Origin of the sequence: Variovorax monticola (genome assembly GCF_051216855.1) — a bacterium.
Classification (GTDB): Bacteria; Pseudomonadota; Gammaproteobacteria; order Burkholderiales; family Burkholderiaceae_C; genus Variovorax.
In genome coordinates this window covers 391,032-417,335 of the sequence record NZ_JBPJZP010000007.1, presented here as the reverse complement: position 1 = coordinate 417,335, position 26,304 = coordinate 391,032, and the positions used below count along the sequence as shown (strand labels likewise).

The following is a 26,304-nucleotide window of genomic DNA, read 5'->3' as shown; positions in this document are numbered from 1 at the left end:
TCCCGGCAAGGCACCGGCGCGGCGAGCTTTCAGGTTCGCTGAGCAGCCTCCGCCTCGTCGCGCAGCCACTGCGCAAAATCAAGCGCGTCGCGGTTGCCCGTGGCGCGCTTTGCTGTTTCCACGAAGTAGCCGCGCCGCGACACGGCCTGCTCGCCCAGCGGCGCCACCAGCCGGCCCTCGAGCAGCAGTTCGCGCAGCAACGGCAACCTTCCGATGACCACGCCCTGCCCCGCCACCGCGGCGGCCACCGCATCGGCGTACTGCGTGAAGCGCAGCGTGCTCTTCATGCGCAGGTCTTCCAGCCCCATCACCTTGAGCCAGGGTTCCCAGTCGGCCAGGGGCGCTTCGCTGTGGTCGGGATAGTCGACCGTCAGCAGCGTGAGCGCGGCCAGGTCGGCAGGCACGCGCAAGGCATCGGCCAGCGTGGGCGAACACAGCGGCACCACCGATTCCTCGAACAGCGCGGGCCCCACGCCCTTGCCGATGGGCATGAGCCGCACCGCGACGTCGATGCGGCTGCGCTCCATGTCGAGCACGTCCAGCGTGGCCGACACGCGCACGTCGACCTGCGGATGGTTGCCGGTGAAGCGCGCGAGCCGCGGAATGAGCCACAGCGAAGCGAAGCCCGGCGTGGTGGTGATCGCGACCTGGCGCGGCGCGGAGGCCGCGCGCACGCGTGCCGTGGCGTCGCGCAGCCGCTCCAGGCTGTCGGTGACGGCGCGCTGCAGCACGCCGCCGGCCTCGGTGAGCGACAGCGCGCGGTGCCGGCGCTCGAACAGCGGCACGCCCAGGCTGGCTTCCAACTGCTGGATCTGCCGGCTCACGGCCGATTGCGTCAGGTGCAGTTCGCCGGCCGCCAGCGTGAAACTCAGCCGGCGCGCGGCCGCCTCGAAACTGCGCAGCAGCTCGAGCGGCGGCAGGTCGGCAGGCTGCGCGCCGAAGGCTTTCGCATTCTCTGGGTGCATGCAACGAGTTCCGAATGACCGCGTGTAAAGGAGGGTGCGGCTCACTATATTCATTCGTATCACGAATGCAATGGAGCTTGCCATGAGCAACACCTACCCCTCCCATCCATCCTCGGACGCCTCCCGCTTCCACGTCAGCCTGCCGCACCGCGCCGTCTTCGCCGTGCCCGACGGTGCCGGGGTGGGCATCGAATGCCGCAGCGGCTCGGTCTGGGTCACGCTCGACCGCGACCCGCGCGACATCGTGCTCGCGCCGGGCGAACGCTTCGAAAGCACCGACCACCGGCGCGTGCTGGTCTCCGCGCTGGAGGCCTCGTGCATCACGGTGTCCGACGCGCAAGCCGCTGCCATTCCCCTGACGCGCCGCACGCAGGCACGGTCGCCTTGGCGACTCCTGCCCCACGGGTTGTCCCCGGCTTGACCGAGGGCCATGGGCGTCGAACCATCGATGCCCATGAGTCCTGACGCATCGATGGCCGCCGTTGTCCGTGACGGGCGGCCTTTCTGCTTTGGGGCACCCCGAATTCCCGTTACCTGAAGGACATGAACATGGCAGAGGCATACATCGTGGCCGCGGCACGCACGGCCGGCGGCCGGCGCGGCGGCAAGCTCGCGGGCTGGCACCCGGCGGACCTGGCGGCGCAGGTGATCGACGCGCTGGTGGCGCGCAGCGGCATCGACCCTGCGGCGGTGGAGGACGTGATCCTCGGCTGTGTGAGCCAGGTGGGCGAACAGGCGACCAACATCGCGCGCAACGCGGTGCTGGCGTCACGATTGCCCGAATCCGTGCCGGGCACCTCGGTCGACCGGCAGTGCGGCTCGTCGCAGCAGGCGCTGCACTTCGCGGCGCAGGCGGTGATGTCGGGCGCGATGGACGCGGTGATTGCCGGCGGCGTCGAGAGCATGACGCGCGTGCCGATGTTCACGCCCAATGCGCTGCCGGCCAAGGCCGGACTGGGCACCTACATGAGCCCCGCGATGGCGCGGCGCTACCCCGGCGTGGCGTTCAGCCAGTTCACCGGCGCCGAGATGATCGCGAAGAACTACGGCATCGAGAAGGACGCGCTCGACCGCTATGCGCTGGAGAGCCACCACCGCGCCATCGCGGCCACCCGCGCGGGCGCGTTCGACGAGGAGATCGTGCCCATCGAGATCCTGCTGGGGGACGGGACCGGCACAGGCACAGGCGCCGGCGAACGGCACACGGTGGACGAAGGCATCCGCTTCGAGGCCACGCTGGAAGGCATCGCGGGCGTGAAGCTCATCGCCGAGGGCGGGCGCTGCACCGCGGCCACGGCCAGCCAGATCTGCGACGGCGCCAGCGGCGTGCTGGTGGTGAACGAGCGCGGCTTGAAGGCGCTGGGCGTGAAGCCGCTGGCGCGCATCCACCACATGAGCGTGATGGGGCACGACCCGGTCGTCATGCTGGAGGCGCCCCTGCCCGCCACGCAGCGCGCGCTGAAGAAAGCCGGCATGCGCATCGAGGACATCGACCTGTACGAAGTGAACGAAGCCTTCGCGCCCGTGCCCATCGCCTGGCTGCAGGCGCTCGGCGCCGACCCGGCGCGGCTCAATGTGAACGGCGGGGCCATCGCGCTGGGCCATCCGCTGGGTGCCTCGGGCACCAAGCTGATGACCACGCTGGTTCACGCGCTCGGCCAGCGCGGCAAGCGCTACGGCCTGCAGACCATGTGCGAAGGCGGCGGCATGGCCAACGTGACCATCGTCGAAAGGCTGTGAGCATGAGCGACCAGCCATTCGTCTTGTACGACCTGAACGACGGCATCGCGACGCTCACGCTGAACCTGCCGGCCAAGCTCAACCCGATCGCGCGCGACCTGCAAGTGGAACTGCGCGATGCGCTGGAGCGCATTCGCGGTGACCGCGCGGTGCGCGCTGTGATCCTCACGGGCGCGGGCAAGGCCTTCTGCGTGGGCGCGGACCTGAGCGCGATGGCGCCGGGCGAGGCCGGCAAGTCGCTCGGCACGCAGACTGCCGAGGCGATGCAGGCGTTGAGCAACCCGCTGATCGAAACGCTGCGCACGCTGCCCGTGCCGGTGGTGGCCGCGGTGAACGGACCGGCGGCCGGTGCCGGCGTGGGGCTGGCGCTGGCGGCCGACGTGACCATTGCGGCACGCAGCGCCTACTTCTACCTGCCCTTCCTGCCCAAGCTGGGCATCGTGCCGGACCTGGGCTGCACCTGGGCGATTCCGCGCCTCGCCGGCCGGGCGCGCGCCATGGGCATGGCGCTGCTCGACGAGCGCGTGGACGCGGTACGCGCGGTGCAGTGGGGCCTGATCTGGGCCTGCGTGGACGACGAGCAGCTGACGCAAGAAGCCAGGTCCATCGCGCAACGCCTGGCACGACTGCCCGCGCACGCGGTGGTGGAGGCGCGCGAAGCCTTCGAGGCCTCCGAGCGCCACACGCTCAAGGAACAACTGCACTACGAAAGCGAACGCCAGCGCACGCTGATCGACAGCCCCAGCTTCCGCGAGGGCGTGAGCGCCTTCCTGCAGAAGCGCCCGCCGGTGTTCGAAAGCCGCTGAGCGCGCTGACATCCTGACACTGGCGCCTGCCGGAGGGCTGCGGGAGAATGCCCGCATGCCCATCCTCAACGCCTTCTACGCCCAGTCGGGCGGTGTCACCTCGGTCATCAACGCGTCGGCCTGCGGCGTGATCGAGACGGTGCGAAAACACCCCGAGCGTATCGGCCGGCTCTACGCCGGACGCAACGGCATCATCGGCGCGCTGACCGAGGAACTCATCGACACCGGCGCCGAATCGGCCGAAGCCATCGCCGCACTGCGCAGCACGCCCTCGGGCGCCTTCGGCTCGTGCCGCTACAAGCTCAAGTCGCTGGAGAAGAACCGGCGCGAGTACGAGCGGCTCATCGAGGTGTTCAAGGCGCACGGCATCGGCTACTTCTTCTACAACGGCGGAGGCGACTCGGCCGACACCTGCTTCAAGGTAAGCCAGCTGTCGCAGTCGATGGGCTATGCGCTGCAGGCCATCCACGTGCCCAAGACCATCGACAACGACCTGCCGCTGACCGACTGCTGCCCGGGCTTCGGCTCCGTCGCCAAGTACGTGGCGGTGTCGACGATCGAGGCCTCGTTCGACGTGCGCTCGATGGCGGCCACCTCCACCAAGGTGTTCGTGCTCGAGGTGATGGGCCGGCATGCGGGCTGGATCGCCGCGGCGGGCGGGCTGGCCGCCGACCAGGGCATTCCGGTGGTGGTGCTGTTCCCGGAGATCGAGTTCGACAAGGCGCGCTTCATCGCGCGTGTCGACGAACTGGTGAAGCAGCACGGCTACTGCTCGGTGGTGGTGTCCGAAGGCTGCCACCACCCCGACGGCACCTTCCTGGCCGAGCAGGGCACGCGCGACGCCTTCGGCCATGCGCAGCTGGGCGGCGCGGCGCCGGTGGTGGCGCAGATGGTGAAGGACGCGCTGGGCCACAAGTTCCACTGGGCGGTGGCCGACTACCTGCAGCGCGCGGCGCGGCACATCGCCTCGGCCACCGACGTGAAGCAGGCCTACGAGCTGGGGCAGCGCGCGGTCGAACTCGCGCTGGAAGGCCGCAACGCGGTGATGCCGACCATCGAGCGCACGTCCGACGTGCCCTACGCCTACACGCTGGGCAGCGCGCCGCTCGAGTCGGTCGCCAATGTAGAGAAGCCGATGCCGCGCGATTTCATTTCGCACGACGGCTACGGCATCACCGAGAAGTGCCGGCGCTACCTGCTGCCGCTGATCGAGGGCGAGGACTACCCGGCCTACAGCGGCGGCCTGCCGGTGTACGTGACGCTGAAGAATGTCTCGGTGGCGAAGAAGCTGCCGGCCTTCGAGCTCGCATGACCCCCGCCGCCGCGGTCATCGACGCCACACGCTGCCCGCTCTGCGGCGCGCCGAACCGATGCGCGATGGAAGTCGAGCGCGAAACCGGCCAGCCGCAGCCTGCGTGCTGGTGCATGCAGGTGGACTTCAGCAACGCGCCGCTCACGAACCTGCCCGAAGACATGCGCGGCCTGGCATGCATATGCGCGCGCTGCGCCACGGGAGCGACGGACGCGCCAGCGCCTCAGGACTGAACGAAATCCTGCGACTGCGTTTGCGATTGGCTTTGCGACTGGCCCTGCGATTGCGACTGCATGGGCGCCGCAGCGTCGAGCGCCGGTGCCGCAGTCACCTCGCTGGCCACCACCATCGATGGCGCGCTGCCCGGGCGCTGCTCGGTGATCACGCGGTGAATGAACTGCAGCTTGCCCACGGCCGCGCGCGGCAGCACGAAGGGGTAGTAGTCGGGCTGGCCCATGCTGCGCGACAGCTCGTTCAGCACGTTGGTGAGCTTGACCCAGCCGTTGATGAAGTCGAGAAACTTCGCCGCGTCGGCGTGGTCGGGCTGCCAAAGGTCGTCGACGGTGAAGAGGTCGCTGGTCAACTCGACGTTGGAGGCGTCCACGCCGAAGCTCATGGCGGTGTCGGCCGTGTCGGCCATGTGCAGGTAATGCGCCCAGGTCTCGGCCCAGTCTTCCCACGGGTGCGTGCTGGCGTAGCTGCTCACATAGCGGTCGGCCCAGTCGGGCGGCGGGCCCTGGTCGTAGTGCACCTGCAGCGCGGTCGCATAGTCGGCGCGGTCGTCGCCGAACAGCGCGCGAAAGTCGTCGATCCACGGCGTGGGCAGCACCAGCAGGTCCCAGTAGTAGTGGCCGATCTCGTGGCGGAAGTGGCCCAGCAGCGTGCGGTAGGGCTCGCGCATCTCGGCGCGGATGCGCTCGCGCACCGCGTCTTCGGCCTCCTCGGCGTTCAGGGTGATCACGCCGTCGTCGTGGCCCGTCATCACGTGTGGGGCGCCGGGCATGTTGCTGAGGAAATCGAAGGCCAGGCCGTGTACCGGGTCGGCGTGGCGGCTCACCACCGGCAGGCCCAGCGCCAGCAGCTGCGAGACGAGCCGGCGCTTGGCCTGTTCGAGCTTGCCCCAGAAAACGCCGTTGGCCTGCTGCGACAGGTCGGGAATGGTGCGCGTCACGCTGCAGGCCAGGCAGAAGCCCGGCGCCAGGCCGTGCATGTCGATGGGCAACGCTTCACCGTCACGCGCGGCGGGCACCATCCAGCTGCAGGCCGCGGAGGTCATGAGGTTGGCGCAGCGGCGGTACACGGGGCCTTGCGGGTCGCCGAACACGGTGAAGGTGTCGGGCGGTGCGCCCGCGCCTTGCGCCGGTGCCAGCGGCATGACGCCCAAGCGGTCGGCCACATAGCCGAGCGGCGTGCGGCAGGCCAGGCACTGGCTGTTGCGCAGGAACACGGGGCGCCCGCACTGGCAGCGGTACGAACGGCTGACGGTGGGTGCGGCAAGTTCGGTGGCGAGCGTGGTCGCGCCTTCGGGCTGTGACGCCACGTCCTGTGCAAGGGCGGCTTGTTCGTTCACGGGGGAGTTCATGGGGTGTATCGGTCTTGACGCGGAGGGGACAGCCGCTGCATTGTGCGATTGCCCACCGCGTCCTCCGCCATGCAATCGCCGATATGCTTGTAGGACGACGGACCCCCAGACATCCCGCCGCCCCATGACCTCCCCACAGCCTTCAGAAGCCGCGACCGCGCCGGCCCCACCGTCCATCGGCACCCTGCGCGAACGCTACGGCGAGCGCTACCGCTGGTACCTGCTGCTGTCGGTGATGGTGGGAACGATGGCGTCGATCATGTCCTCGACCATCGTCAACGTGGCGATTCCCGGCATGAGCCACCACTTCTCGCTCGGCCAGGAGCGCGCGCAGTGGGTGAGCTCTGGCTTCATGGTGGCGATGACGGTGTCGATGCTCACCACGCCGTGGCTGCTGTCGCGCTACGGCTACCGGCGCACCTACGTCGGCACCATGTTGCTGCTGCTCGCGGGGGGCATCGCGGGCGGGCTGGCCAACAATTTTTCGCTGGTGCTGTTCGCGCGCGTGGCCGAGGGGCTGGCGGCGGGCGTGGTGCAGCCCATTCCGGCCATCATCATCCTGCGCGCCTTCGAGCCGCACGAGCAGGGGCGCGCGAGCGGCATCTTCGGCATGGGCGTGGTGCTGGCGCCGGCCATCGGGCCGAGCATCGGCGGGGTGCTGGTCGACCTGTTCGGCTGGCGCTCGATCTTCTTCATGGTGGTGCCGTTCTGCCTGGCCTCGATCTGGCTGGCCTACAAGTTCGTGCCCAAGACGGCGCCGGGCGGCGTGGCCGCGGTGCGCGGCAGCGGCCTCGACGCACGCGGGCTGGCGCTGGGCACCGTGGGCACGCTGTGCCTGCTGAACGGGCTGGTGGCGCTGCGCGGCGACTCGCCGCTGCAGGCCGCGCTGCTGCTGCTGGGCGCGCTGGCGGGGTTCGCCGCCTTCGTGTGGTGGCAGCGGCGGCTGGCGGCCTCGGGCGGCACGCCGCTGATGAACCTGGCGCTGTTCCGGTACCGGCAGTTCGCCATGGGCAGCGTGGTGGCCTTCATCTATGGCACGGCGCTGTTCGGCTCGACCTACCTGTTGCCGGTGTACATGCAGGTGGGGCTGCAGCTGTCGGCGTCGCACGTGGGCACCATCCTGCTGCCGGCGGGCCTCGTGCTGGCGCTGACCATCGCCGGCGTGGGCCGGCTGGCCGACCGGCACCCGACCTGGCTGCTGGTGACCATCGGCCTGGCGCTGCTGGCCGCGTCGTTCGCGCTGATGATCGTGCTGCGGCTGGACAGCGCGCTGTGGCTGCTGGTGGCGTTCGCGGTCATCGGGCGCATCGGGCTGGGGTTCATATTGCCCTCGCTCAACCTGGGCTCGATGCGCCCGCTGGCCAAGCCGCTGATTCCGCAGGGCGCAAGCGCCATCAACTTCGTGCGCATGCTGGGCGGCGCGGCCGGCGTGAGCCTGTGCGCCATCGTGCTCGAGTGGCGGCTGGCGGCGCACGGCGATTCGCTGGCCAACCCGATGACCAGCCCGGCGCGGCTGGCGGCCTTCGACGAGGTGTTCGCCATGCTGGCCGGGCTGTGCGCGCTGGCGATCTGCGCGGCGTGGCAGTTGCGCACAGGGGCCACGACGGCCAGTGGGCCTGCACGCAACACGGGGTAAACCCCGGCGACGGAAGCGGGGACTTTGGCATTCAATTGTTATCAGTTGTATCCAAATGGTCCAGATCGCACTCGGGTTCCCATGCACCGCAGAAACTTCATCGCCGCCTCGGCCGCGGCCGGGGCCGTCTTTGGCCCTCTCGGCCCTGTTTCGTCCGCCTTCGCCGCCGAGAACGGTGTCACCGACACCGACATCGTGCTGGGCCACACCGGCATCCTGAGCGGCCCGCTCGGGGTGCCGGTCAAGGTGGTGATGGCGGGGGCCGGGCTGGCCTTCGATGCGGTCAATGCGCAGGGCGGGCTGTCGGGCCGCAAGATCAAGGTGGTTTCGCTCGACGACGAGCTCAAGCCCGAGAAGGCCCTGGCCAACTACGAGAAGCTGCTGGCGGAGCACCGCGTCTTCGCCTTCTTCGGCTGCGTGGGCTCGGGCACCACGGCAGCGGGCGCCAAGGTGGTGAACCAGAGCGGCGCGCCGACGGTGGGCGGCTATGCGGTGTCGGACACGGCGCGCGAAAAGATGGGCGGCGCCGGGTACTTCGTGCGCGCGACCTTCGCCCGCGAGGCCCAGGCGCTGGTGCAGCACCTGACCACCATCGGCGTGACGCGGATCGGCGTGGCCTACCTCGACAACCCCGGCGGCGCCGAAGTGGCCCAGCTGGTCGAGGCCGCGCTGGCCACGCTCAAGCTGAAGCCCGAGGCCGCCGTGGCGGTCAAGGGTGACGGCACGACCAACGAGGCATCGGGCAAGGCGCTGGCCGACAGCAAGGCGCAGGCCGTGATCATGTACCTGGGCGGCGGCATCGGCGGCGAGGTGATGAAGGCGGCCTGGGCGGCCGGCGGGCGCCAGATGTACTACGGCATGTCGATCGTGCCGGGCGACGTCACGGCCAAGCTGGTGGGCGACAAAACCAGCGGGCTGGCCATTTCGCAGATCGTGCCCTACCCGTGGAGCGAGGTCGACACGGCCGCGCGCGAGTTCCGCCAGCTGGCCGAACGCGCCAAGGTGGACATCGGCTACCTGGCCTACGAGGGCTATGTGAACGCGCTGGTGATGATCGAGGGCCTGCGCCGCACCGGCCGCGACCTGACGCGCGCCCGGCTGCACACGGCGCTGAAGGCGATGAAGCTGCGCATCGGGGGCATGGAGATCGACTTCACGGGCCCGAGCAACACGGGTTCGCGCTTCATCGAAATGGTGCGGGTGACCAAAGAGGGCAAATTCATCCGCTAGCCGCAGTCCGACGGTCAGGCAAGCGGTTCGGCGGGCAGGGGCTGGCGCGAATCGCGGTCTAATCACTGCCATGTGCCAATTGCTAGGGATGAACTGCAACACGCCGACCGACGTGACCTTCAGCTTCACGGGGTTCGCGCAACGCGGCGGCCGCACCGACCACCATGCGGACGGCTGGGGCATCGCATTCTTCGAGGACCTGGGGCTGCGCCACTTCGTCGACCACCAGCCGGCGTGCGAATCGCCGGTGGCGGAGCTCATTCGCCGCTACCCCATACAGAGCCGCAACGTCATCGCGCACATCCGCAAGGCGACGCAGGGTGAGGTGAACCTGCAGAACTGCCACCCCTTCGTGCGCGAGCTGTGGGGGCGCTACTGGGTGTTCGCCCACAACGGCGACCTGAAGAACTTTCGCCCGCGGCTGCACGGCAACTTCCACCCCGTGGGCAACACCGACAGCGAACACGCCTTCTGCTGGCTGATGCAGGAACTGGCCAAGTCGCACGCCGGCGTGCCGAGCATCGAGGAGCTGACGCTCACGCTGCGCGAACTGGCGCCGCAGCTCGCGAGCCACGGCACCTTCAACTTCATGCTGTCCAACGGCCAGGCACTGTGGGCGCATGCCTCCACCAACCTCTGGTACGTGGAGCGCCGGCACCCCTTCGTGACCGCGCAGCTGTCGGACGAAGACCTGGCCATCGACTTCGCGCAGCACACCACGCCCACCGACCGCGTGGCCGTGGTGGTGACCGCGCCGCTCACCACCAACGAAACGTGGACGCAGTTCGTGCCCGGTGAGCTGCATGTGTTCGTGGACGGGCGCTTGTCGGGGGTCTGACTGCAAACAAAGTGCGGTCTTTGGACTGACACTTTTTAGCAACAGCGCATGAAAGTATCGGTGGGCAGGTACGAACACGGGAACAATAACGGTTCTCATTTGCATCTTTTCGGACGACCCATGCCCGCTCCTTCGCTCCATCTCCGGCCTACCGTGGCCGCATCGCTGCTTGCGCTCCATGCCGTAGCGGCATTGGCCCAGACCACCACGGCCGTACCCGCTGCTGCTGCGGCCTCCAGCGGCACGCTGTCCACGGTGAACGTGGAAGCCAGCGCCGACGCCTCGGCCGAAGGCCTCACCAAGCCCTACGCCGGCGGCCAGGTCGCGCGCGGCGGGCGGGTCGGCATCCTGGGCAACCAGGACATGATGAGCACGCCGTTCTCGAGCACCAACTACACCAACGAGCTGATCCAGGACCAGCAGGCCAAGAGCGTGGCCGACGTGCTGCTGAACGATCCGTCGGTGCGCCAGGCCCGCGGCTTCGGCAACTTCCAGGAGCTGTACGTGGTGCGCGGCTTCCCCGTGTTCTCGGACGACGTCTCGTACAACGGCCTGTACGGCATGCTGCCGCGCCAGTACATCGCCTCCGAATTCTTCGAGCGCGTGGAAGTGTTCCGCGGCGCCAACACCTTCCTGAACGGCGCGGCCCCCGGCGGCAGCGGCATCGGCGGTGCCATCAACCTGCTGCCCAAGCGCGCGCCCAACGAACCGCTCACGCGCGTGGGCTTCGGCGTGCAGACCGGCGGCCAGGGCTTCGTCAACCTCGACCTGGCGCGCCGCTTCGGCCCTGACGATAGCCTGGGCGTGCGCGTGAACGCGGTACGCCGCGAAGGCGGCACCGGCATCAAGAACGAGAGCCAGCAGCTCAGCGCCTTCGGCGTGGGCCTCGACTGGCACAACCGCAACGTGCGCCTGTCGGCCGACTTCGGCTACCAGGATTTCGACCTGAAGGACGGCCGACCCAGCGTCACGCCCTCTTCCACGCTGCCGATTCCGCGCGCGCCCGACGCCCGCGCCAACTTCGCCCAGCCCTGGACCTACTCCAAGGAAAAGGACAAGTTCGCCACCTTCCGCGGCGAAGTCGACATCACCGACAACATCACGGCCTGGGCCGCCGGCGGCGTGCGCCGCAGCGACGAAGACAACGTGCTGTCGAACCCGACGCTGACCAACGCCTTCGGCGACACCAGCAACACGCGCTTCAGCAACACCCGCAAGGACCGCATCGGCACGGCCGAACTCGGCGTGCGCGGCAACTTCGCCACCGGCCCGGTGAAGCACACCGTGGTGGCCTCGGTGGCCAGGTACAGCAACGACCGCGACAACGCCTACGCCATCTCGTCGGGCAGTGTGCGCAACAACATCTACGCGCCGTACGCATCGCCGTACCCCATCGCCAACGGCGCGGGCGGCTTCGTCGGCAACACGCTGGCAGACCCGCGCCTGACCGACAAGATCGACACCTCCAGCGTGGCCATCGCCGACACCATGACCTTCATGGACGACCGCCTGCTCGTCACGCTCGGCGCGCGCCGCCAGACCATTGAGCAGACCAGCTTCGCCTACACCACGCTCAAGCAGACGAGCACCTACGACAAGAGCAAGACCACGCCGGTGGCCGGCATCGTGTTCAAGATCACGCCGAACGTGTCGGCCTACGCCAACTACATCGAAGGCCTGGTCAAGGGCAACGTGGCGCCCGGCACGGCGAACAACCGCCCGGTCACCAACAGCGGCGAGATCTTCGCGCCGTACCAGGCCAAGCAGAAGGAAGTCGGCGTCAAGTACGACGGCGGCACGCTCGGCGCCAGCGCCGCGTTCTTCACCACCGACCAGCCCACCTACGCCTACGCGGGCCAGACCTACGGCCTGTACGGCAAGCAGCGCAACCAGGGCCTGGAGTTCTCGGTGTTCGGCCAGCCCGTGAAGGGCCTGCGCCTGCTCGGCGGCGTGACGCTGCTCGACGCCAAGCAGAAGAACACCCAAGGCGGCGCCACCGACGGCCTGAACGCCATCGGCGTGGCCAGGCAGCAAGCCAACCTGGGCGCCGAGTGGGACGTGCCCGGCCTGCGTAACCTGGCGCTGAACGCACGCCTGCTCTACACCTCCAAGCAGTACGCCAACGCCGCCAACACGCAGTCGGTGCCGTCGTGGACGCGCTTCGACATCGGCGCGCGCTACCTGGTCGACCTGGGCAACGGACGCGCGCTCACGCTGCGCGCGCGCATCGACAACCTGTTCAACAAGTCGTACTGGGCGTCGGTGGGCGGCACGCAAGGCTCCAACTACCTGGTGCTGGGCGCGCCGCGCACCTTCGCTGTGAGCGGCACGATCGACTTCTGACCGCAGGCGCCTGCGCCCCTCGCGCTACTTAATTGGCGAGGTGCGCGAGGTGCGCCTCCAGCGCATCGACAAACATCTTCGGCACGTCGAAGCCCGTCTGGTCGGTGATCTCCTGAAAGCACGTCGGGCTGGTCACGTTGATCTCGGTGACCGAATCGCCGATCACGTCGAGCCCGATCAAGAGCAGACCGCGCGGTGCCAGCACGCCGCCGATGGCCTCGGCGATCTCGCGGTTGCGCGCGGTGAGCGGCTGCGCCACGCCCTTGCCGCCGGCCGCCAGGTTGCCGCGCACCTCGGTGCCCTGCGGAATGCGCGCCAGCACGAAGGGCGCCGGCTCGCCCGCGATGATCAAAATGCGCTTGTCGCCCTGCACCACCTCGGGCACGAAGCGCTGCACCATGATCGTCTCGGCGCCGTCCTTGTTGAGCGTCTCGACGATGGAGCCCAGGTTCAGCGCGTCCTGCTTCACGCGGAAGATGCCCATGCCGCCCATGCCGTCGAGCGGCTTCAGGATGATGTCGCCGTGCTCCGCATGGAAGTCGCGCACGGCTTGCGCGCTGCGCGTCACGAGGGTGGGCGTCACGAACTGCGGAAACTCCATGATCGCGAGCTTCTCGGGGTGGTCGCGCAGCGCGCGCGGCGAGTTGACCACCCGCGCGCCTTCGCGCTCGGCCTGCTGCAGCAGGTGCGTCGAATAGATGTACTCGGCGTCGAAGGGCGGGTCCTTGCGCATGAGCACGGCGTCGAAGTCCTTCAGCGCCTTGCCTTCGGCGATGTCGACCGTGTACCAGTCTTTCGCATCGCCGGTGAGCGTGATCTGCTGCACGTTGGCCGTCACCAGCCCACCCGACTTCCACTGGATGTCCTGCGGCAGGCAGGCCGCGATGCGGTGGCCCCGGCGCTGGGCCTCGCGCATCATCGAGAAGGTGGTGTCCTTGTAGATCTTGAACTGGGCCAGCGGATCGGCGACGAAGAGGATGTTTTTCATCAGATGTTCTTTCCGGCGCCGGGAGCGGCGGCGTGAGGGGTATCGGGCGCGATGTTGCCGGAAGGGGCGATGTCCTTGCCGGGCGGGGCCTTTTCAAAGGCTTTCGAGCCTGGCGAGCGGCCGATCTGCTGCACCGCCAGCGCCACCGCCCCGGCCACCACGCCCCAGAAAGCCGAGCCGATGCCCGCCAGCGTCACGCCCGAGAGCGTGACCAGGAAGGTGATCAGCGCCGCCTCGCGGTGCGACTCGTCGCGCACGGCAGCCGCCAGCCCGCCGCCGATGGTGCCCAGCAGCGCCAGCCCGGCGATGGCCGCGACCAGTTCCTTGGGAAACGCTGTCAGCAGCCCCGTGACGGCCGCGCCGAACAGCCCGATCACCACGTAGATCGCGCCGCAGCTCACGGCGGCCGTGTAGCGCCGCGCCGGGTCTTCGTGCGCCTCGCGGCCCATGCAGATGGCCGCGGTGATGGCGCTCAGGTTCAGCGCGAAGGCGCCGAACGGTGCCAGCACCAGCGTGGTCAGCCCGCTGATGGTGATGAGCTTGCCGACCGGCAGCCCGCCGTAGCCCGCCGCGCGGATGGCCGCCACGCCCGGCAGGTTCTGCGAGGCCATGGTCACCACGAACAGCGGCAGCGCCAGGCTGACGATGGCCTGCCAGCTGAAGACCGGCATCGTGAACACCGGCCAGGTGAGCGAGAAATGCACCGCCGACCATGCCAGCTGGCCGCGCGCCGCCACGAACACGATGGCCACCAGCAGCGTGAGCGGCACCGCGTAGCGCGGCATCAGCCGCCTGGCGACGAGGTAGGTGCCGAGCATCAGCAGCACCAGCGGCAGCGCCGTTTGCGCCGCGATGAAGGCGCCGAGCCCGAAGCGCGCCAGCACGCCGGCGAGCAACGCGGACGCGATGGCCATCGGGATCTTGTTCATGACGCGCTCGAACCAGCCGGTGGCACCCGCCAGCACCATCAGCACCGCGCAGACGATGAAGGCGCCGACCGCCTCGTTCATGCTGTAGCCCATGCCCGCCACCGCCAGCACGGCCGCGCCGGGCGTGCTCCAGGCAATCATGACGGGCTGGCGCCACCACAGCGACGGCAGCGCCGAGGCCAGGCCCATGCCGATGCCCAGCGCCCACATCCACGAGGCCGCCATTTCCGGCGTGGCGCCGAACGCCTGGGCGGCCTGGAACACGATGGCCACCGAGCTGGTGAAGCCCACGAGCACGGCAACGAAGCCCGCGGTGAAAGCCGAAAGGCTCAGGTCCTTGAAAAATCGCATCGCGCGATTGTGCCGCCGTGCTGCGGCATGCCGGCATGCGTCCAGGCGGCAGGCTCGACCCGTGTGCAAACGGCACGCCACATTGACAATTCAGCCATCGAATTGTCGACAATCTCAATTCAAGAATGTCAACGATCGGGCACAGGAATTGCTGGATTTCTCCATCGTATACCGCCATCGCATACCGCCATGCACCGCCATGGCCCACCACGACTGGAGCACCGCATGACCGCGCCCGCCGCACCGGCACCCCACACGCCAGACCCCGCCGCCGTGGTCGACGAGTTCCTTCGCCTGGTGATGATTCCCGACCCGCAGTCGGCCTCGCGCTTCACCGCGCCCGGCATCCGCATCCGCTTCACCGGCAACCGGGCCATGCAGGCGCCCGGCGACACCTCGGCCTTCAATGCCCAGCGCTATGCGTGGGTGAAGAAGAAGATCGAGCGAACCGAAACGGTGGCCGGCGGCACGCCCGAAGCCACCGTGGTCTACAGCCTGGGTACGCTGTACGGCGCATGGCCCGACGGCACCGCGTTCGAGGACAACCGCTACGTCGACCGCTACGTGGTGAGCCACGGCCTCATCGTGCAGATGGACGTGTGGAACGACAGCGCCGAATGGCTGCTGGTGCGCGCCGGCCTCGCGGTGCTGTGAGGACCGGCGCATGACCACGCGCTGGCCCGAACTGCTGCCCTCGCACGACCGTTTCGACTACCGGCCCATCACGCGGCGGCCCGACCACGTGTGGCCCAACGGCGCGCGGCTGGCGGTGTACCTGGGCTTCAACGTGGAGCACTTCGCCTTCGGCGACGGGCTGGGTGCGTGCATCGGCCCGGCCTCGCCGCAGCCCGACGTGCTCAACCACGGCTGGCGCGAGTACGGCAACCGCGTGGGCGCATGGCGCTGCCTGGAGTTGTTCGACGCGCTCGCGCTGCCCACGGGTGCGCTGATCAACACCGCGCTGTACGACCACTGCCCGGAGCTGGTGCAGGCGCTGGTGGCGCGCGGCGACGAGCTGATTGGCCACGGCCACAGCAACGCCGAACGCCAGGGCGTGCTCGACGAGGCGCACGAGCGCTCGCTGCTGCAGCGCTGCCGCGAGCGCATGGTGCGCGAGAGCGGGCAGGCGCCTTCGGGGTGGCTGTCGCCGTGGATCTCGGAGAGCGCCGTCACGTCCGACCTGCTGGCCGAAACGGGCTACGGCTACACGCTGAACTGGTGCCACGACGACCAGCCGATTCGCATGCGCACGCGCGGCGGCGGTGCGCTGTGGTCGGTGCCCTACCCGCAGGAGCTCAACGACATTCCGATGATCGTCGGGCGCCTGATGGACGCGAAGGACTTCAGCGCGATGGTGGTTGACAACTTCGAAGAAATGCTCATGCAGTCGCGCAGCCAGCCGCTGGTGATGGGCCTGGCGCTGCACCCGTACATCGTGGGCCAGCCTTACCGGCTGCGGCACCTGCGCACCGCGCTCGCGCACCTGGCGCAGGCGCGCGACCGGGGCGACATCTGGTTCACCACGCCGGGGGCCATTGCGGCGCACATGACACAGCTGGCCGCGCAGCGGCCCGGAGAATTCGACTGAGCCGCGGGGTGCGCGGGCGCACTCGATAATCGGCGCGCTCCCACCGCCCCCTTTCCACCCCATGGCCCGTTCTCCCTCGCCGTCGAAGCCCGCTGCCGCCCGGCGCAAGCCGTCGCCGGCCACGAAAGCCGCAACGACCACGGGCGAAGGCGATGAAGGCGACATCGAGGAGCGCATCTACCGCTCGGTCTTCGAGGGCGTGACCCACCAGCGCCTGGCGCCCGGCACCAAGCTGCCCGAGGCCTCGCTGTGCGAGCTGTTCGGCGTGAGCCGCGCGCTGGTGCGCAAGGTGCTGCAGCGGCTGGCGCACGACCACATCGTGGACCTGCGGCCCCACCGCGGCGCCATCGTCGCGATGCCTTCGCCGGAAGAAACGCGGCAGATCTTCGAGGCGCGCCGCGCGCTCGAAGCCGCGCTGGTGCGCATGGCGGCGCGCAACGCGACCAGGGCCGAAGTGGCCGAGCTGCGCCGGCACCTGAAAGAAGAGCATGCAGCCATGCACCGCCACACGCAGCCCGAGTGGGCGCGGCTGGCCAGCGCGTTCCACCTGCGCGTGGCGCGGCTCGCGCGCAACCCGATTCTGGAGCGCTACCTCACGGAGCTGATGTCGCGCTGCTCGCTCATCGTGGCGCTGTACGAGCCGCCAGGCAACGCCGCGTGCGAGCACGGCGAGCATGCGGAGGTGGTCGACGCCATTGCGCGGGGCGACGCGGACACGGCCGTGCATCTGATGGAAGCGCACCTGCTGGTGCTCGAGCGGAACATCGCGCTGGACCGGCCGGCGGCGCAGCGCAGCCTGGGGCAGATGCTGGGGCTGGGCTGAACCGGCACCCCGACGCACACACCCGCGGCCGCGTCAGATCTCGATCTTCGAGCCCAGCTCCACCACCGCATTGTTCGGCAGCCCCAGGAAGGCGGCCGCCCCGCTGGCGTTGTGGTGCATCTGCGCGAACAGCTTCTCGCGCCACGGTGCCATGCCGCTGCCCAGCGTGGGAATGACGACGTCGCGCGACAGGAAGTAGCTGGTGGTCATCGGCTCCAGCTGGCAGCCGCGCAGGCGCGCGTTGTCGAGCGCGCGCGGCAGGTCGATGTCGTTCTTGAAGCCGTAGTGCACCATCACCTGCCAGCAATGGTTGCCCAGCGCGTCGATCTCGATGCGCTTGTCCATCGGGATCCAGGGCACCTCGTGGTTGCGCACGGTGACGAACATGTTCTGCTCGTGCAGCACCTTGTTGTGCTTCAGGTTGTGCAGCAGCGCGTTGGGCACGGTGCCGGGCTCGGCCGTGAGGAACACCGCCGTGCCTTCCACGCGCACCGGCGGGCTGACGAACACCGAGCCGAGGAAGGACTTCAGGTCGATGGCATCCGCATGCTGCGCCTCGCCCATCAGGCGCCGGCCTTCCTTCCACGTGATCATCAGCGTGAAGACGAAGCCGCCGATCATCAGCGGGAACCAGCCGCCCTCGAACAGCTTGAGCAGGTTCGACGCGAAGAACATGAAGTCGACGAAGAAGAACACGGCCGTCGAGGCGATGCACAGCACCAGCGGCAGCTTCCACGCGTAGCGGATCACGAAGAAGGTCAGGATGGTGGTGATCAGCATGTCGGTGGTCACCGCGATGCCGTAGGCCGCCGCCAGGCTGCTCGAGGTACGGAACATCACCACCGCCAGCACGATGGCCACGAACAGGCCCCAGTTGACCAGCGGAATGTAGATTTGCCCGGCGGTGCGCACGCTGGTGTGCTCGATGTTCAGGCGCGGCAGGTAGCCCAGCTGGATGACCTGGCGCGTGACGCTGAACGCGCCGGTGATGAGCGCTTGCGACGCGATGACCGTGGACAGCGTGGCCAGCAGCACCAGCGGAACCAGTGCCCACTCGGGCGCCATCATGAAGAAGGGGTTCTTCACGGCCTCGGGGTTCTCCAGCAGCAGCGCGCCCTGGCCCAGGTAGTTGAGCGTGAGCGCCGGCATGACGACCGAGAACCACGCGATGCGGATCGGCTTCTTGCCGAAGTGGCCCAGGTCGGCATACAGCGCCTCCGCACCGGTCACGCACAGCACCATGGCGCCCAGCAGAATGAAGCTGGTGCCCGGGTTGTCCCAGATGAACTTCAGCGCATACCAGGGGTTGAGCGCCTTGACGATCTCGGGGTGGTGCAGGATCTGCCACACACCCAGCACCGCAATGGCCGCGAACCACGCCAGCGTGACCGGACCGAAGAACTTGCCGATGCCCGCGGTGCCGCGCTTTTGCACCGCGAACAGGCAGAACAGCACGACCAGGGTGATGGGAATCACGTAGTGAGAGAAGTGCGGCGACACCACCTCCAGGCCCTCGACCGCCGACAGCACCGAGATGGCCGGGGTGATGACCCCGTCGCCATAGAAGAGCGAGGTGCCGAAGATGCCCACCACCAGCAGCACATGGCGCAGCCTGGGCTTGTCGGCCACCGCGCGGGACGCCAGCGCGAGCATCGCGACCAGCCCGCCCTCGCCTTCGTTGTCCGCCCGAAGCACCAGCACCACGTACTTGATGGAGACGATGACCGTGAGCGTCCAGAAGAACATCGACAGGATGCCGTAGACGTTCTCGACCGTGAACGGCACATGGCCGTGGCCGAACACTTCCTTGACGGCATACAGCACGCTGGTGCCGATGTCGCCATAGACGACGCCGATGGCGCCGACGATCAGGCCGGCTGAGAGGTTTTTGGGGGCTGACACGAGGTCGATGGGAAAAGGGCCGGCTGCTGGAATATCGACGCGTCAGACACGCCCGCATCACCCCTCCCGCCCTTTTGTTTCCTTTGCTGTGGGGCCGCTATTTTGCCGTTGCCCGCCGCCGCCGCAAGCTGCGGCCCTTCATTTAGATTTTCATTCGTAGATTTCGGCGTCCGGGTCGGTCGCCTCCATCTCGTAGCTGGCGGCCACCATGGCCAGCCGGCCGACCACGCCATACATGTAGAAGCGGTTCGGCGCGCTGGCGCCGGGCTTGGCGCCGGGTTGCGGCATGTGCGCGCTTTCGGAGAAGGCCAGCGGCACGTAGCTCGCGCCCGGCAGCTTGAGGTTCTCGTCGGCGGCCTGCTCGGCATGCACGCGGTAGAAGCCGCCCACCACGTAGCGGTCCATCATGTAGACCACCGGCTCGGCCATGCCGTTGTGCACGCGCTCGTTGGTGAGCACGCCCTCTTGCACGATCAGTTCGGTGGGCTCGCGCAGGTCGCGCCCGCCCGAGATCTTGGCGACCGACGACGTGCTCGTGCGCGACTTGCCGATCAGCGCCTCGACCTCCTTGGCGTCGCGCACCGTCACCACGCCCGGACTGCCGCTGCCGCTGTGGCCGCCCTTGACGACCACGAACGGCTTCTCGTTGATGCCGTATTCCTTGTACTTGCGCCGCACCTTGGTCAGCACCGCGTCGACGTGGCTGGTCAGCACGTCGATGCCGCGGCCTTCGGCCACGTCCACGCCCTCGGCGCGCGCATAGATCGGGTTGATGAGCCAGGGGTCGATGCCCAGCAGCTTGCCGAAGCGCTTGGACAGCTCTTCGTAGCTGTGCAGGTGGTTGCTCTTGCGGCGCACCGACCAGCCTGCGTGCAGCGGCGGCAGCAGGTACTGCTCGTGCAGGTCTTCGAGGATGCCGGGGGTTCCCGCCGAAAGCTCGTTGTTGAGCAGGATTGTGCAGGGATCGAAATTCTTCAGGCCCAGGCGGCGCTTGGTGCGGACCACCGGTTCGAGCGTCACGACCTCGCCGTTGGGCAGCTCGATCTTCTTGGTCGACTTGATGGCCGGGTCGATCGACCCGACGCGCACGTTGAGCCCCGCCATATGGAAGATGCGCACCAGTTGCGCAACGTTGGCCAGGTAGAACGTGTTCTTGGAGTGATTTTCCGGAATGACGAGCAGGTTGCGCGCCTCCGGACAGATCTTCTCGATGGCGGCCTGCGCGGCCTGCACGGCCAGCGGCAGCATCTCCTTGGTGAGGTTGTTCCAGCCGCCGGGGAACAGGTTGGTGTCGACCGGCGCCAGCTTGAAGCCGGCGTTGCGGATGTCCACGGCGCTGTAGAACGGCGGCGTGTGCTCCATCCATTCGAGCCGGAACCAGCGCTCGATGGCGGGCATCGAGTCGAGCACCCGCTGCTCCAGTTCATTGATCGGGCCGGTCAGGGCAGTGACGAGATGCGGAACCATGCGGCGGCCTTGTTGGTTTTTTGCTTAAAGGTGGAGCGGAATTGTAGGATTTGGGGATGGCCGCCCCAATGACAAGACGGCGCGAAGGCGCATCAAGTCCGGACCTCGCCCTGCCCGAGCACCACGTACTTGAGCGAGGTCAGGCCTTCGATGCCCACAGGGCCGCGGGCGTGGAACTTGTCGGTGCTGATGCCGATTTCCGCACCCAGCCCGAACTCGAAGCCATCGGCGAAGCGGGTGCTCGCATTGACCATCACGCTGGCCGAGTCGACCTCGCGCAGGAAGCGCTGGGCATGCACGTGGTCGCGCGTGACGATGGCGTCGGTATGGTGGCTCGAATAGCGGTTGATGTGGGCAATGGCCTCGTCCACCCCCGACACCACCTTGATGCTGATGACCGCGGCGAGGTATTCCTCGGACCAGTCGGCCTCCACCGCATCGAGGATCTTGGCCTTGGCACCGGCAGCGCCCAGCGCCTCGCTGGCCCGCAGGATCGCGGCGGCGGCCGGGTCGCAGCGCATTTCCACGCCCTTGGCCGCGAAGATGGCGGCCATGTCGGGCAGAAAGTGCTCGGCCACCGCGGCCGACACCAGCAGGCCTTCGGCGGCGTTGCAGGGGCTGTACTTCTGGGTCTTGGCGTTGTCGACGATGCGCAGCGCCATGTCGAACTCGGCCGTGTCGTCCACATAGACGTGGCAGTTGCCGTCCAGGTGCTTGATGACCGGCACCTTGGCGTCGCGGGCGATGCGCTCGATCAGGCCCTTGCCGCCGCGCGGAATGATCACGTCGACGAACTCGGGCATGGCGATCAGCTGGCCCACGGCTTCGCGGTCGGTGGTTTGCACCAGCTGCACCGCCTCGACCGGCAGGCCGGCTTCGGCCAACGCACCGGACACCAGCAGCGCCAGCGCCTTGTTCGACTCGATGGCCTCGGAGCCGCCGCGCAGGATGGCCGCGTTGCCGCTCTTGATGGCCAGGCTCGCGGCCTCGATGGTCACGTTGGGCCGGCTCTCGTAGATCATGCCGAACACGCCGATCGGCACGCGCATCTGGCCCACGCGAATGCCGCTGGGTTGCTGCTTCATGCCGATGATCTCGCCGATCACGTCGGCCATGCCGGCGAGCTGCTCGCAGCCCAGGGCCACGGTCTCGACGACCTTGGGCGTGAGCTTGAGGCGGTCGACCATCGGGGCCGACAGGCCGGCGGCCGTGGCGCGGGCCAGGTCTTTCTCGTTGGCGGCGGCCAGCGCGGGGCCGGCTTCGCGCAGGCGCCGGGCCAGCGCCTTCAACGCTATGTTTTTGGTAGCTGCATCCGCACGGGCCATGAGGAATGCAGCGGTTTTGGCTTGCAGACCGAGGGTCTGCATGTGCTCGCTGACGTTGAACGCATTCATGTGTGCATTTTCCCACGCCAACCTGTGGCCTGGATGACACAAGCTTTTTGATGGCTCTCGCCACCGGAACAGACGCCTTTGGCGTGGATCAGCCGCGTCGCGGTGCAGCCGCCGCACTGCTGCACGCGCGGCACAGCATCAGCGCCAGCCGCTGCAGCGACTGCCAGCCGCTCGCGGGCCAGTCGGGCTGCTTCAGGCCCTTCACGATGCCGTCCACCAGGTGAGCGGCACGCAGCAGCCGCGCCAGCATGCGGTCGTCCAGCCGCGGCAGCACGCGCTCGAAGGCGCGCTCGCGCGGGCCCCAGATGCGGTTCTCGCGCAGCGCCATCGGCAACGGGCGGCCCGACGCCATGGCGTCCTTCACGCGCTTGAGCGCCCGGATGTCCTCGGCGATGGTGTAGTGCACCAGCACCTCGGCCTCGCCCTCGGCCTGCAGGCCGTCGAGCATGCGCGCCACGCGCTGCGGGTTGCCGGCCAGCACGGCCTCGGACAGCTTGAACACGTCGTAGCGCGCCACGTTGTTCACCGCGCCTTCCACCTGCTCCCAGCTCAGCTCGCCGGCCGGATGCAGCAGCGCGAGCTTCTGGATTTCCTGGTGCGCGGCGAGCAGGTTGCCCTCCACGCGGTCGGCAAAGAACTGCAGCGTGCGCTGGCCTTCGTCGCCGGCCATCACGCGCTGGCCCTGCAGCCCCAGGCGCTGCGCGATCCATTGCGGCAGCGCGTTGCGCTCGATCGGCTCGACCTGGATGCTCGCGCCGTTGTTCTCCAGCGCGGAGAACCAGGCGCCGGTGCGCGTGGCCTTGTCCAGGCGCGGCAGCATCACCAGCGTGAGCGTGCTGTCGTTGCCCGGCGCGGCCTCGGCCATGTGCTGCAGCGCCGCGCTGCCGTCCTTGCCGGGCTTGCCCGAGGGGATGCGGATTTCCACGATCTGCTTGTCGGCGAACAGCGAGAGCGAGCCCCCGGCCGCCAGCACCGCGCTCCAGTCGAAGTGCGCGCCAGCCGCGGTGTACGAACTGCGCTCGGTGTAGCCCTGCGCGCGCGCGGCGGCGCGAATGGCGTCGGCCGCTTCCTGCGCGAGCAGCGGCTCGTCGCCGTGGATCGTGTAGAGCGGCTTCAGGCCCTTTTGCAGGTGGGCCCCGAGCTGGGCGCTGGCAAGTTGCATGGAGATGGAATGACCGGGGAATGACCTGGGCGCCAGGGCTCAGAGTTCCTTGACGGCAGCGATGCGGCGCATCAGCTGCTGGGCGATGTCCGACTGCATGTCGCGGAACAGCAGGTCGGCTTCGCCTTCCTTGGCCAGCGCATTGGTTTCGTTGAAGCTCAGGTCGCGCGTCTGCGATACCTCGGTGGACGGCAGCAAGTCCTTGCCGCCCGGCGTGCGCAGGCGGAAGCGCACACGCAGCTGAAGTTGCACCTCGCGCACCAGGCCGGCGGAGTTGGTCGAAATCACGTAGCGGTTGCGCTCCTCACCCAGGATCTCGAGCACCACATCGGCGGTCGACACGGGGGGCGGATTGCCAGCAACGGGCGGCTCGACAGTCACCAGCGTTACCGACCCCGTGGCCCGCAGCTCGCGCCGGATCTGGTTGATCATGGCCGTGTTGCCCGATATCGACAGCGTCTTGAACGCGAAGACCGGCGCCTTGCGCAGCTCGAAGCCGCAACCGGCCAGGCCGAGCGAGGCGCCCGCCACCGTCAGGCCCATGAGAAAGCCGCGGCGCGGCAGCGAGACATTGCGAGTGTTCATGCTTGAGTCGTTCGTCAGAGAACCACGTTGACCAGGCGGCCGGGAACCACGATCACGCGCTTGGGCGGCGCGCCTTCGGCGAAGGTGACGAAGTCGTCGCAGGCCAGCGCCAGCTTTTCGATCTCGTCCTTGGAGGCGCCGGCGGGCACCAGCAGCTTGCCGCGCAGCTTGCCGTTGACCTGCAGCATGAGCTCGATCTCGTCCTGCACCAGCGCGCCGACATCGACCGTGGGCCAGGCCGCGTCGAGCAGGCCGCCCAGGTCCTTGTCGTAGCCGAGTTCGTTCCACAGCTGCTGGGCGATGTGCGGCGTGGCCGGGTACATGCAGCGCAGCAGGATGCCGAAGCCCTCGCGCAGCGCGGCGGCGTCGCCTTTGCTGCCGTCGGGCTTGAAGCCTTCCAGCGCATTGAGCAGCTTCATCGCGCCCGACACCACGGTGTTGTATTGCATGCGCTGGTAGTCGTAGTCGACCTGGCGCAGCAGGGTGTGCACCTCGCGGCGCAGCGCCTGGGCGCCCTTGCCGAAGGTCTGGCCGGCGAGGGCCACCGGGGCGGCATCCGCCTGCGCGGCGCCGAAATTCCACACGCGCCGCAGGAAGCGGTAGCTGCCCTCCACGGCCGCGTCGTTCCACTCGAGCGTGGCTTCGGGCGGTGCGGTGAACATGGTGTACAGGCGAGCGGTGTCCGCGCCGTACTTCTCGATCAGGTCCTGCGGGTCGACGCCGTTGCGCTCGCTCTTGCCCATCTTGCCGACGCCGCCGTACTCGACCTTCGTGCCGTCGGCGGTGGTGCCGCCGGTGATGCGGCCCTGCGCGTCGAGCACGTTCGTGACCTCGGTGGGCGGGAAGTAGTCCTTGCCGCCCTTCTCGTTGCGCTTGTAGAAGATGTGGTTGAGCACCATGCCCTGCGTCAGCAGCTTGCTGAAGGGCTCGTCGGCCTTCACCAGGCCCAGGTCGCGCATCACCTTGGTCCAGAAGCGCGCGTACAGCAGGTGAAGAATGGCGTGTTCGATGCCGCCGATGTACTGGTCCATCGGCATCCAGTAGTCGGCGCCGCCGGCCACCATGGCCTGGTCGTTCTTCGGGTCGCAGTAGCGCATGAAGTACCACGACGAGTCCACGAAGGTGTCCATGGTGTCGGTCTCGCGCCGCGCGGCCTTGCCGCACACGGGGCAAACCACGCCGGCGTGAAAGCCTTCGTGCTTGGTCAGCGGATTGCCGGAACCGTCGGGCACGCAGTCGGTGGGCAGCACCACCGGCAGGTCCTTCTCGGGGACCGGCACCGCGCCGTGCTCATCGCAATGGATGATCGGGATCGGCGTGCCCCAGTAGCGCTGGCGGCTCACGCCCCAGTCGCGCAGGCGCCAGGTGGTCTGCAGCTCGCCCAGGCCCTTCTGGCCCAGCGCGTGCGCCACGGCGGCCACGGCCTCCTTGTAGGTCATGCCGCTGAAGTTGTCGGAGTTGATGGTCACGCCGCGCTGCTTGTCGCCGTACCAGTCCTGCCACTTGTGATAGTCGAAGTGCGGCTCGTCGTCCACCAGCACCACCTGGATGATCTCGATGCCGTACTTGTTGGCGAAGGCGAAGTCGCGCTCGTCGTGCGCGGGCACGCCCATCACGGCGCCGTCGCCGTAGCCGATGAGCACGTAGTTGCCGACCCACACCGGCACCTGCTCCTCGGTGATCGGGTGCGTCACCGTGAGGCCGGTGGGCACGCCCTTTTTCTCCTGCACCGCGAGCTCGGCCTCGGTGGTGCCGCCGTTCTTGCATTCCTCGATGAAGGCGGCGACCTTGGGGTCGAGCGTGGCGGCGTGCGCGGCCAGTGGATGCTCGGGCGCCACGGCGCAGAAGGTCACGCCCATGATGGTGTCGGCACGCGTGGTGAACACGTACATGCGCCCGTCCTGAATGGCCTTGCCGTTCGCGTCCTGGATGTCGTGCGTGAAGGCGAAGCGCAGGCCTTCGCTCTTGCCGATCCAGTTTTCCTGCATCAGCTTCACGCGCTCGGGCCAGCCCGGCAGCTTGTGCTGGGTGTGTTCGAGCAGCTCTTCGGCGTAGTCGCTGATCTTCAGGTAGTAGCCGGGGATCTCGCGGCGCTCGACCGTGGCGCCGGTGCGCCAGCCCTTGCCGTCGATCACCTGTTCGTTGGCCAGCACGGTCTGGTCGACCGGGTCCCAGTTCACGACCTGGGTCTTGCGGTAGGCAATGCCCTTTTCGAGCATCTTCAGGAACAGCCACTGGTTCCACTTGTAGTAGCTCGGGTCGCAGGTGGCGATCTCGCGGCTCCAGTCGATGGCCAGGCCCATGGCCTGCAGCTGGCCCTTCATGTAGGCGATGTTCTCGTAGGTCCACTTGGCCGGGGGCACGCCGTTCTTCAGCGCCGCGTTCTCGGCCGGCAGGCCGAAGGCGTCCCAGCCCATGGGCATCAGCACGTTGTAGCCGCTCATGCGCAGGTAGCGCGTGAGCATGTCGTTGATGGTGTAGTTGCGCACATGGCCCATGTGCAGCTTGCCGCTGGGGTACGGCAGCATCGAGCAGGCGTAGTACTTCTTGCGGCTCGCGTCCTCGGTGACGCGGTAGGCATCGGCGGCTGTCCACTGCGCCTGGGCAGCGGACTCGACGTCGCTGGGTTTGTAGCTGGGGTTCATGACGGTTCGGCAAGAGCC

Annotated in this window: 22 protein-coding genes; 12 read left to right on the top strand and 10 right to left on the bottom strand. The window is 68.3% G+C overall.

From position 1 onward, the window contains the following. Nucleotides 1-29: 29 nt before the first annotated feature. Nucleotides 30-965 (bottom strand): LysR substrate-binding domain-containing protein, encoded by a 936-nt coding sequence (locus ACSFA5_RS25995; protein ID WP_435446931.1) that lies wholly within the window; start codon nt 963-965, stop codon nt 30-32. Between the two features lie 82 nt (nt 966-1,047). On the opposite strand from ACSFA5_RS25995, the gene ACSFA5_RS25990 reads away from it, so the two are divergent. The 5 genes from ACSFA5_RS25990 (at nt 1,048) to ACSFA5_RS25970 (ending at nt 5,056) form a co-directional block, all read left to right on the top strand. Next, nucleotides 1,048-1,386, top strand: coding sequence for a DUF2917 domain-containing protein (locus ACSFA5_RS25990; protein WP_435446930.1), 339 nt, complete (start codon nt 1,048-1,050; stop codon nt 1,384-1,386). A 128-nt stretch (nt 1,387-1,514) separates the two neighbouring features. Continuing rightward, nucleotides 1,515-2,705 carry an acetyl-CoA C-acetyltransferase gene (locus tag ACSFA5_RS25985; protein ID WP_435446929.1) on the top strand — a complete coding sequence of 397 codons (1,191 nt, stop codon included), beginning with the start codon at nt 1,515-1,517 and terminating at the stop codon, nt 2,703-2,705. A 2-nt stretch (nt 2,706-2,707) separates the two neighbouring features. Further along, on the top strand, nt 2,708-3,511 hold the full coding sequence (locus ACSFA5_RS25980) for an enoyl-CoA hydratase-related protein (protein ID WP_435446928.1): 804 nt from the start codon (nt 2,708-2,710) through the stop codon (nt 3,509-3,511). A gap of 55 nt (nt 3,512-3,566) precedes the next feature. After that, the gene (locus ACSFA5_RS25975; protein ID WP_435446927.1) at nt 3,567-4,823 is read left to right on the top strand and encodes a 6-phosphofructokinase; all 1,257 of its coding nucleotides are present in this window, start codon (nt 3,567-3,569) and stop codon (nt 4,821-4,823) included. Next, nucleotides 4,820-5,056, top strand: coding sequence for a cysteine-rich CWC family protein (locus ACSFA5_RS25970; protein ID WP_435446926.1), 237 nt, complete (start codon nt 4,820-4,822; stop codon nt 5,054-5,056). The genes ACSFA5_RS25975 and ACSFA5_RS25970 overlap by 4 nt, the downstream gene beginning before the upstream one ends. Here the strand turns inward: ACSFA5_RS25970 and ACSFA5_RS25965 are convergent. Beyond that, nucleotides 5,047-6,405, bottom strand: a complete 1,359-nt coding sequence (locus tag ACSFA5_RS25965) for a zinc-binding metallopeptidase family protein (RefSeq protein ID WP_435446925.1) — start codon at nt 6,403-6,405, stop codon at nt 5,047-5,049. The two genes, ACSFA5_RS25970 and ACSFA5_RS25965, sit on opposite strands and share 10 nt — an antisense overlap. Before the next feature lie 124 nt (nt 6,406-6,529). Here ACSFA5_RS25965 and ACSFA5_RS25960 point away from each other — a divergent pair, with 124 nt between their 5' ends. From ACSFA5_RS25960 to ACSFA5_RS25945, 4 genes are all read left to right on the top strand, one after another. Further along, a complete protein-coding gene (locus ACSFA5_RS25960; RefSeq protein WP_435446924.1) occupies nt 6,530-8,041 on the top strand; it encodes a DHA2 family efflux MFS transporter permease subunit in 1,512 nt (503 codons plus the stop codon). An 81-nt stretch (nt 8,042-8,122) separates the two neighbouring features. Further along, nucleotides 8,123-9,271 carry an ABC transporter substrate-binding protein gene (locus tag ACSFA5_RS25955; protein WP_435446923.1) on the top strand — a complete coding sequence of 383 codons (1,149 nt, stop codon included), beginning with the start codon at nt 8,123-8,125 and terminating at the stop codon, nt 9,269-9,271. A 70-nt stretch (nt 9,272-9,341) separates the two neighbouring features. After that, on the top strand, nt 9,342-10,109 hold the full coding sequence (locus ACSFA5_RS25950) for a class II glutamine amidotransferase (protein WP_435446922.1): 768 nt from the start codon (nt 9,342-9,344) through the stop codon (nt 10,107-10,109). 120 nt (nt 10,110-10,229) lie between these two features. Next, the gene (locus ACSFA5_RS25945; protein WP_435446921.1) at nt 10,230-12,452 is read left to right on the top strand and encodes a TonB-dependent receptor; all 2,223 of its coding nucleotides are present in this window, start codon (nt 10,230-10,232) and stop codon (nt 12,450-12,452) included. Between the two features lie 28 nt (nt 12,453-12,480). On the opposite strand, the gene gshB is transcribed toward ACSFA5_RS25945, so the two are convergent. After that, nucleotides 12,481-13,440, bottom strand: coding sequence for a glutathione synthase (gshB, locus tag ACSFA5_RS25940; RefSeq protein ID WP_435446920.1), 960 nt, complete (start codon nt 13,438-13,440; stop codon nt 12,481-12,483). Beyond that, a complete protein-coding gene (locus ACSFA5_RS25935) occupies nt 13,440-14,765 on the bottom strand; it encodes a benzoate/H(+) symporter BenE family transporter (protein WP_435447065.1) in 1,326 nt (441 codons plus the stop codon). Before ACSFA5_RS25935 ends, gshB begins: the two co-directional genes overlap by 1 nt. Before the next feature lie 180 nt (nt 14,766-14,945). On the opposite strand from ACSFA5_RS25935, the gene ACSFA5_RS25930 reads away from it, so the two are divergent. From ACSFA5_RS25930 to ACSFA5_RS25920, 3 genes are all read left to right on the top strand, one after another. Further along, on the top strand, nt 14,946-15,374 hold the full coding sequence (locus ACSFA5_RS25930) for a nuclear transport factor 2 family protein (RefSeq protein WP_435446919.1): 429 nt from the start codon (nt 14,946-14,948) through the stop codon (nt 15,372-15,374). 10 nt (nt 15,375-15,384) lie between these two features. Further along, the gene (locus ACSFA5_RS25925) at nt 15,385-16,308 is read left to right on the top strand and encodes a polysaccharide deacetylase family protein (protein ID WP_435446918.1); all 924 of its coding nucleotides are present in this window, start codon (nt 15,385-15,387) and stop codon (nt 16,306-16,308) included. Between the two features lie 61 nt (nt 16,309-16,369). Beyond that, the gene (locus tag ACSFA5_RS25920) at nt 16,370-17,131 is read left to right on the top strand and encodes a GntR family transcriptional regulator (protein WP_435446917.1); all 762 of its coding nucleotides are present in this window, start codon (nt 16,370-16,372) and stop codon (nt 17,129-17,131) included. Between the two features lie 33 nt (nt 17,132-17,164). Here ACSFA5_RS25920 and ACSFA5_RS25915 read toward each other — a convergent pair whose 3' ends face one another. From ACSFA5_RS25915 to leuS, 6 genes are all read right to left on the bottom strand, one after another. Beyond that, a complete protein-coding gene (locus tag ACSFA5_RS25915; protein ID WP_435446916.1) occupies nt 17,165-19,033 on the bottom strand; it encodes a potassium transporter Kup in 1,869 nt (622 codons plus the stop codon). 150 nt (nt 19,034-19,183) lie between these two features. Continuing rightward, nucleotides 19,184-20,500, bottom strand: a complete 1,317-nt coding sequence (gene gshA, locus ACSFA5_RS25910) for a glutamate--cysteine ligase (protein WP_435446915.1) — start codon at nt 20,498-20,500, stop codon at nt 19,184-19,186. Between the two features lie 92 nt (nt 20,501-20,592). After that, nucleotides 20,593-21,894 (bottom strand): glutamate-5-semialdehyde dehydrogenase, encoded by a 1,302-nt coding sequence (locus ACSFA5_RS25905; RefSeq protein WP_435446914.1) that lies wholly within the window; start codon nt 21,892-21,894, stop codon nt 20,593-20,595. A gap of 88 nt (nt 21,895-21,982) precedes the next feature. After that, nucleotides 21,983-23,056 carry a DNA polymerase III subunit delta gene (holA, locus tag ACSFA5_RS25900; protein ID WP_435446913.1) on the bottom strand — a complete coding sequence of 358 codons (1,074 nt, stop codon included), beginning with the start codon at nt 23,054-23,056 and terminating at the stop codon, nt 21,983-21,985. 39 nt (nt 23,057-23,095) lie between these two features. Then, nucleotides 23,096-23,641 (bottom strand): LPS-assembly lipoprotein LptE, encoded by a 546-nt coding sequence (locus ACSFA5_RS25895; RefSeq protein WP_435446912.1) that lies wholly within the window; start codon nt 23,639-23,641, stop codon nt 23,096-23,098. Between the two features lie 14 nt (nt 23,642-23,655). Continuing rightward, nucleotides 23,656-26,286: a leucine--tRNA ligase gene (gene leuS, locus ACSFA5_RS25890; protein WP_435446911.1), complete on the bottom strand. Its 2,631-nt coding sequence runs from the start codon at nt 26,284-26,286 to the stop codon at nt 23,656-23,658. Between the last annotated feature and the right edge of the window lie 18 nt (nt 26,287-26,304).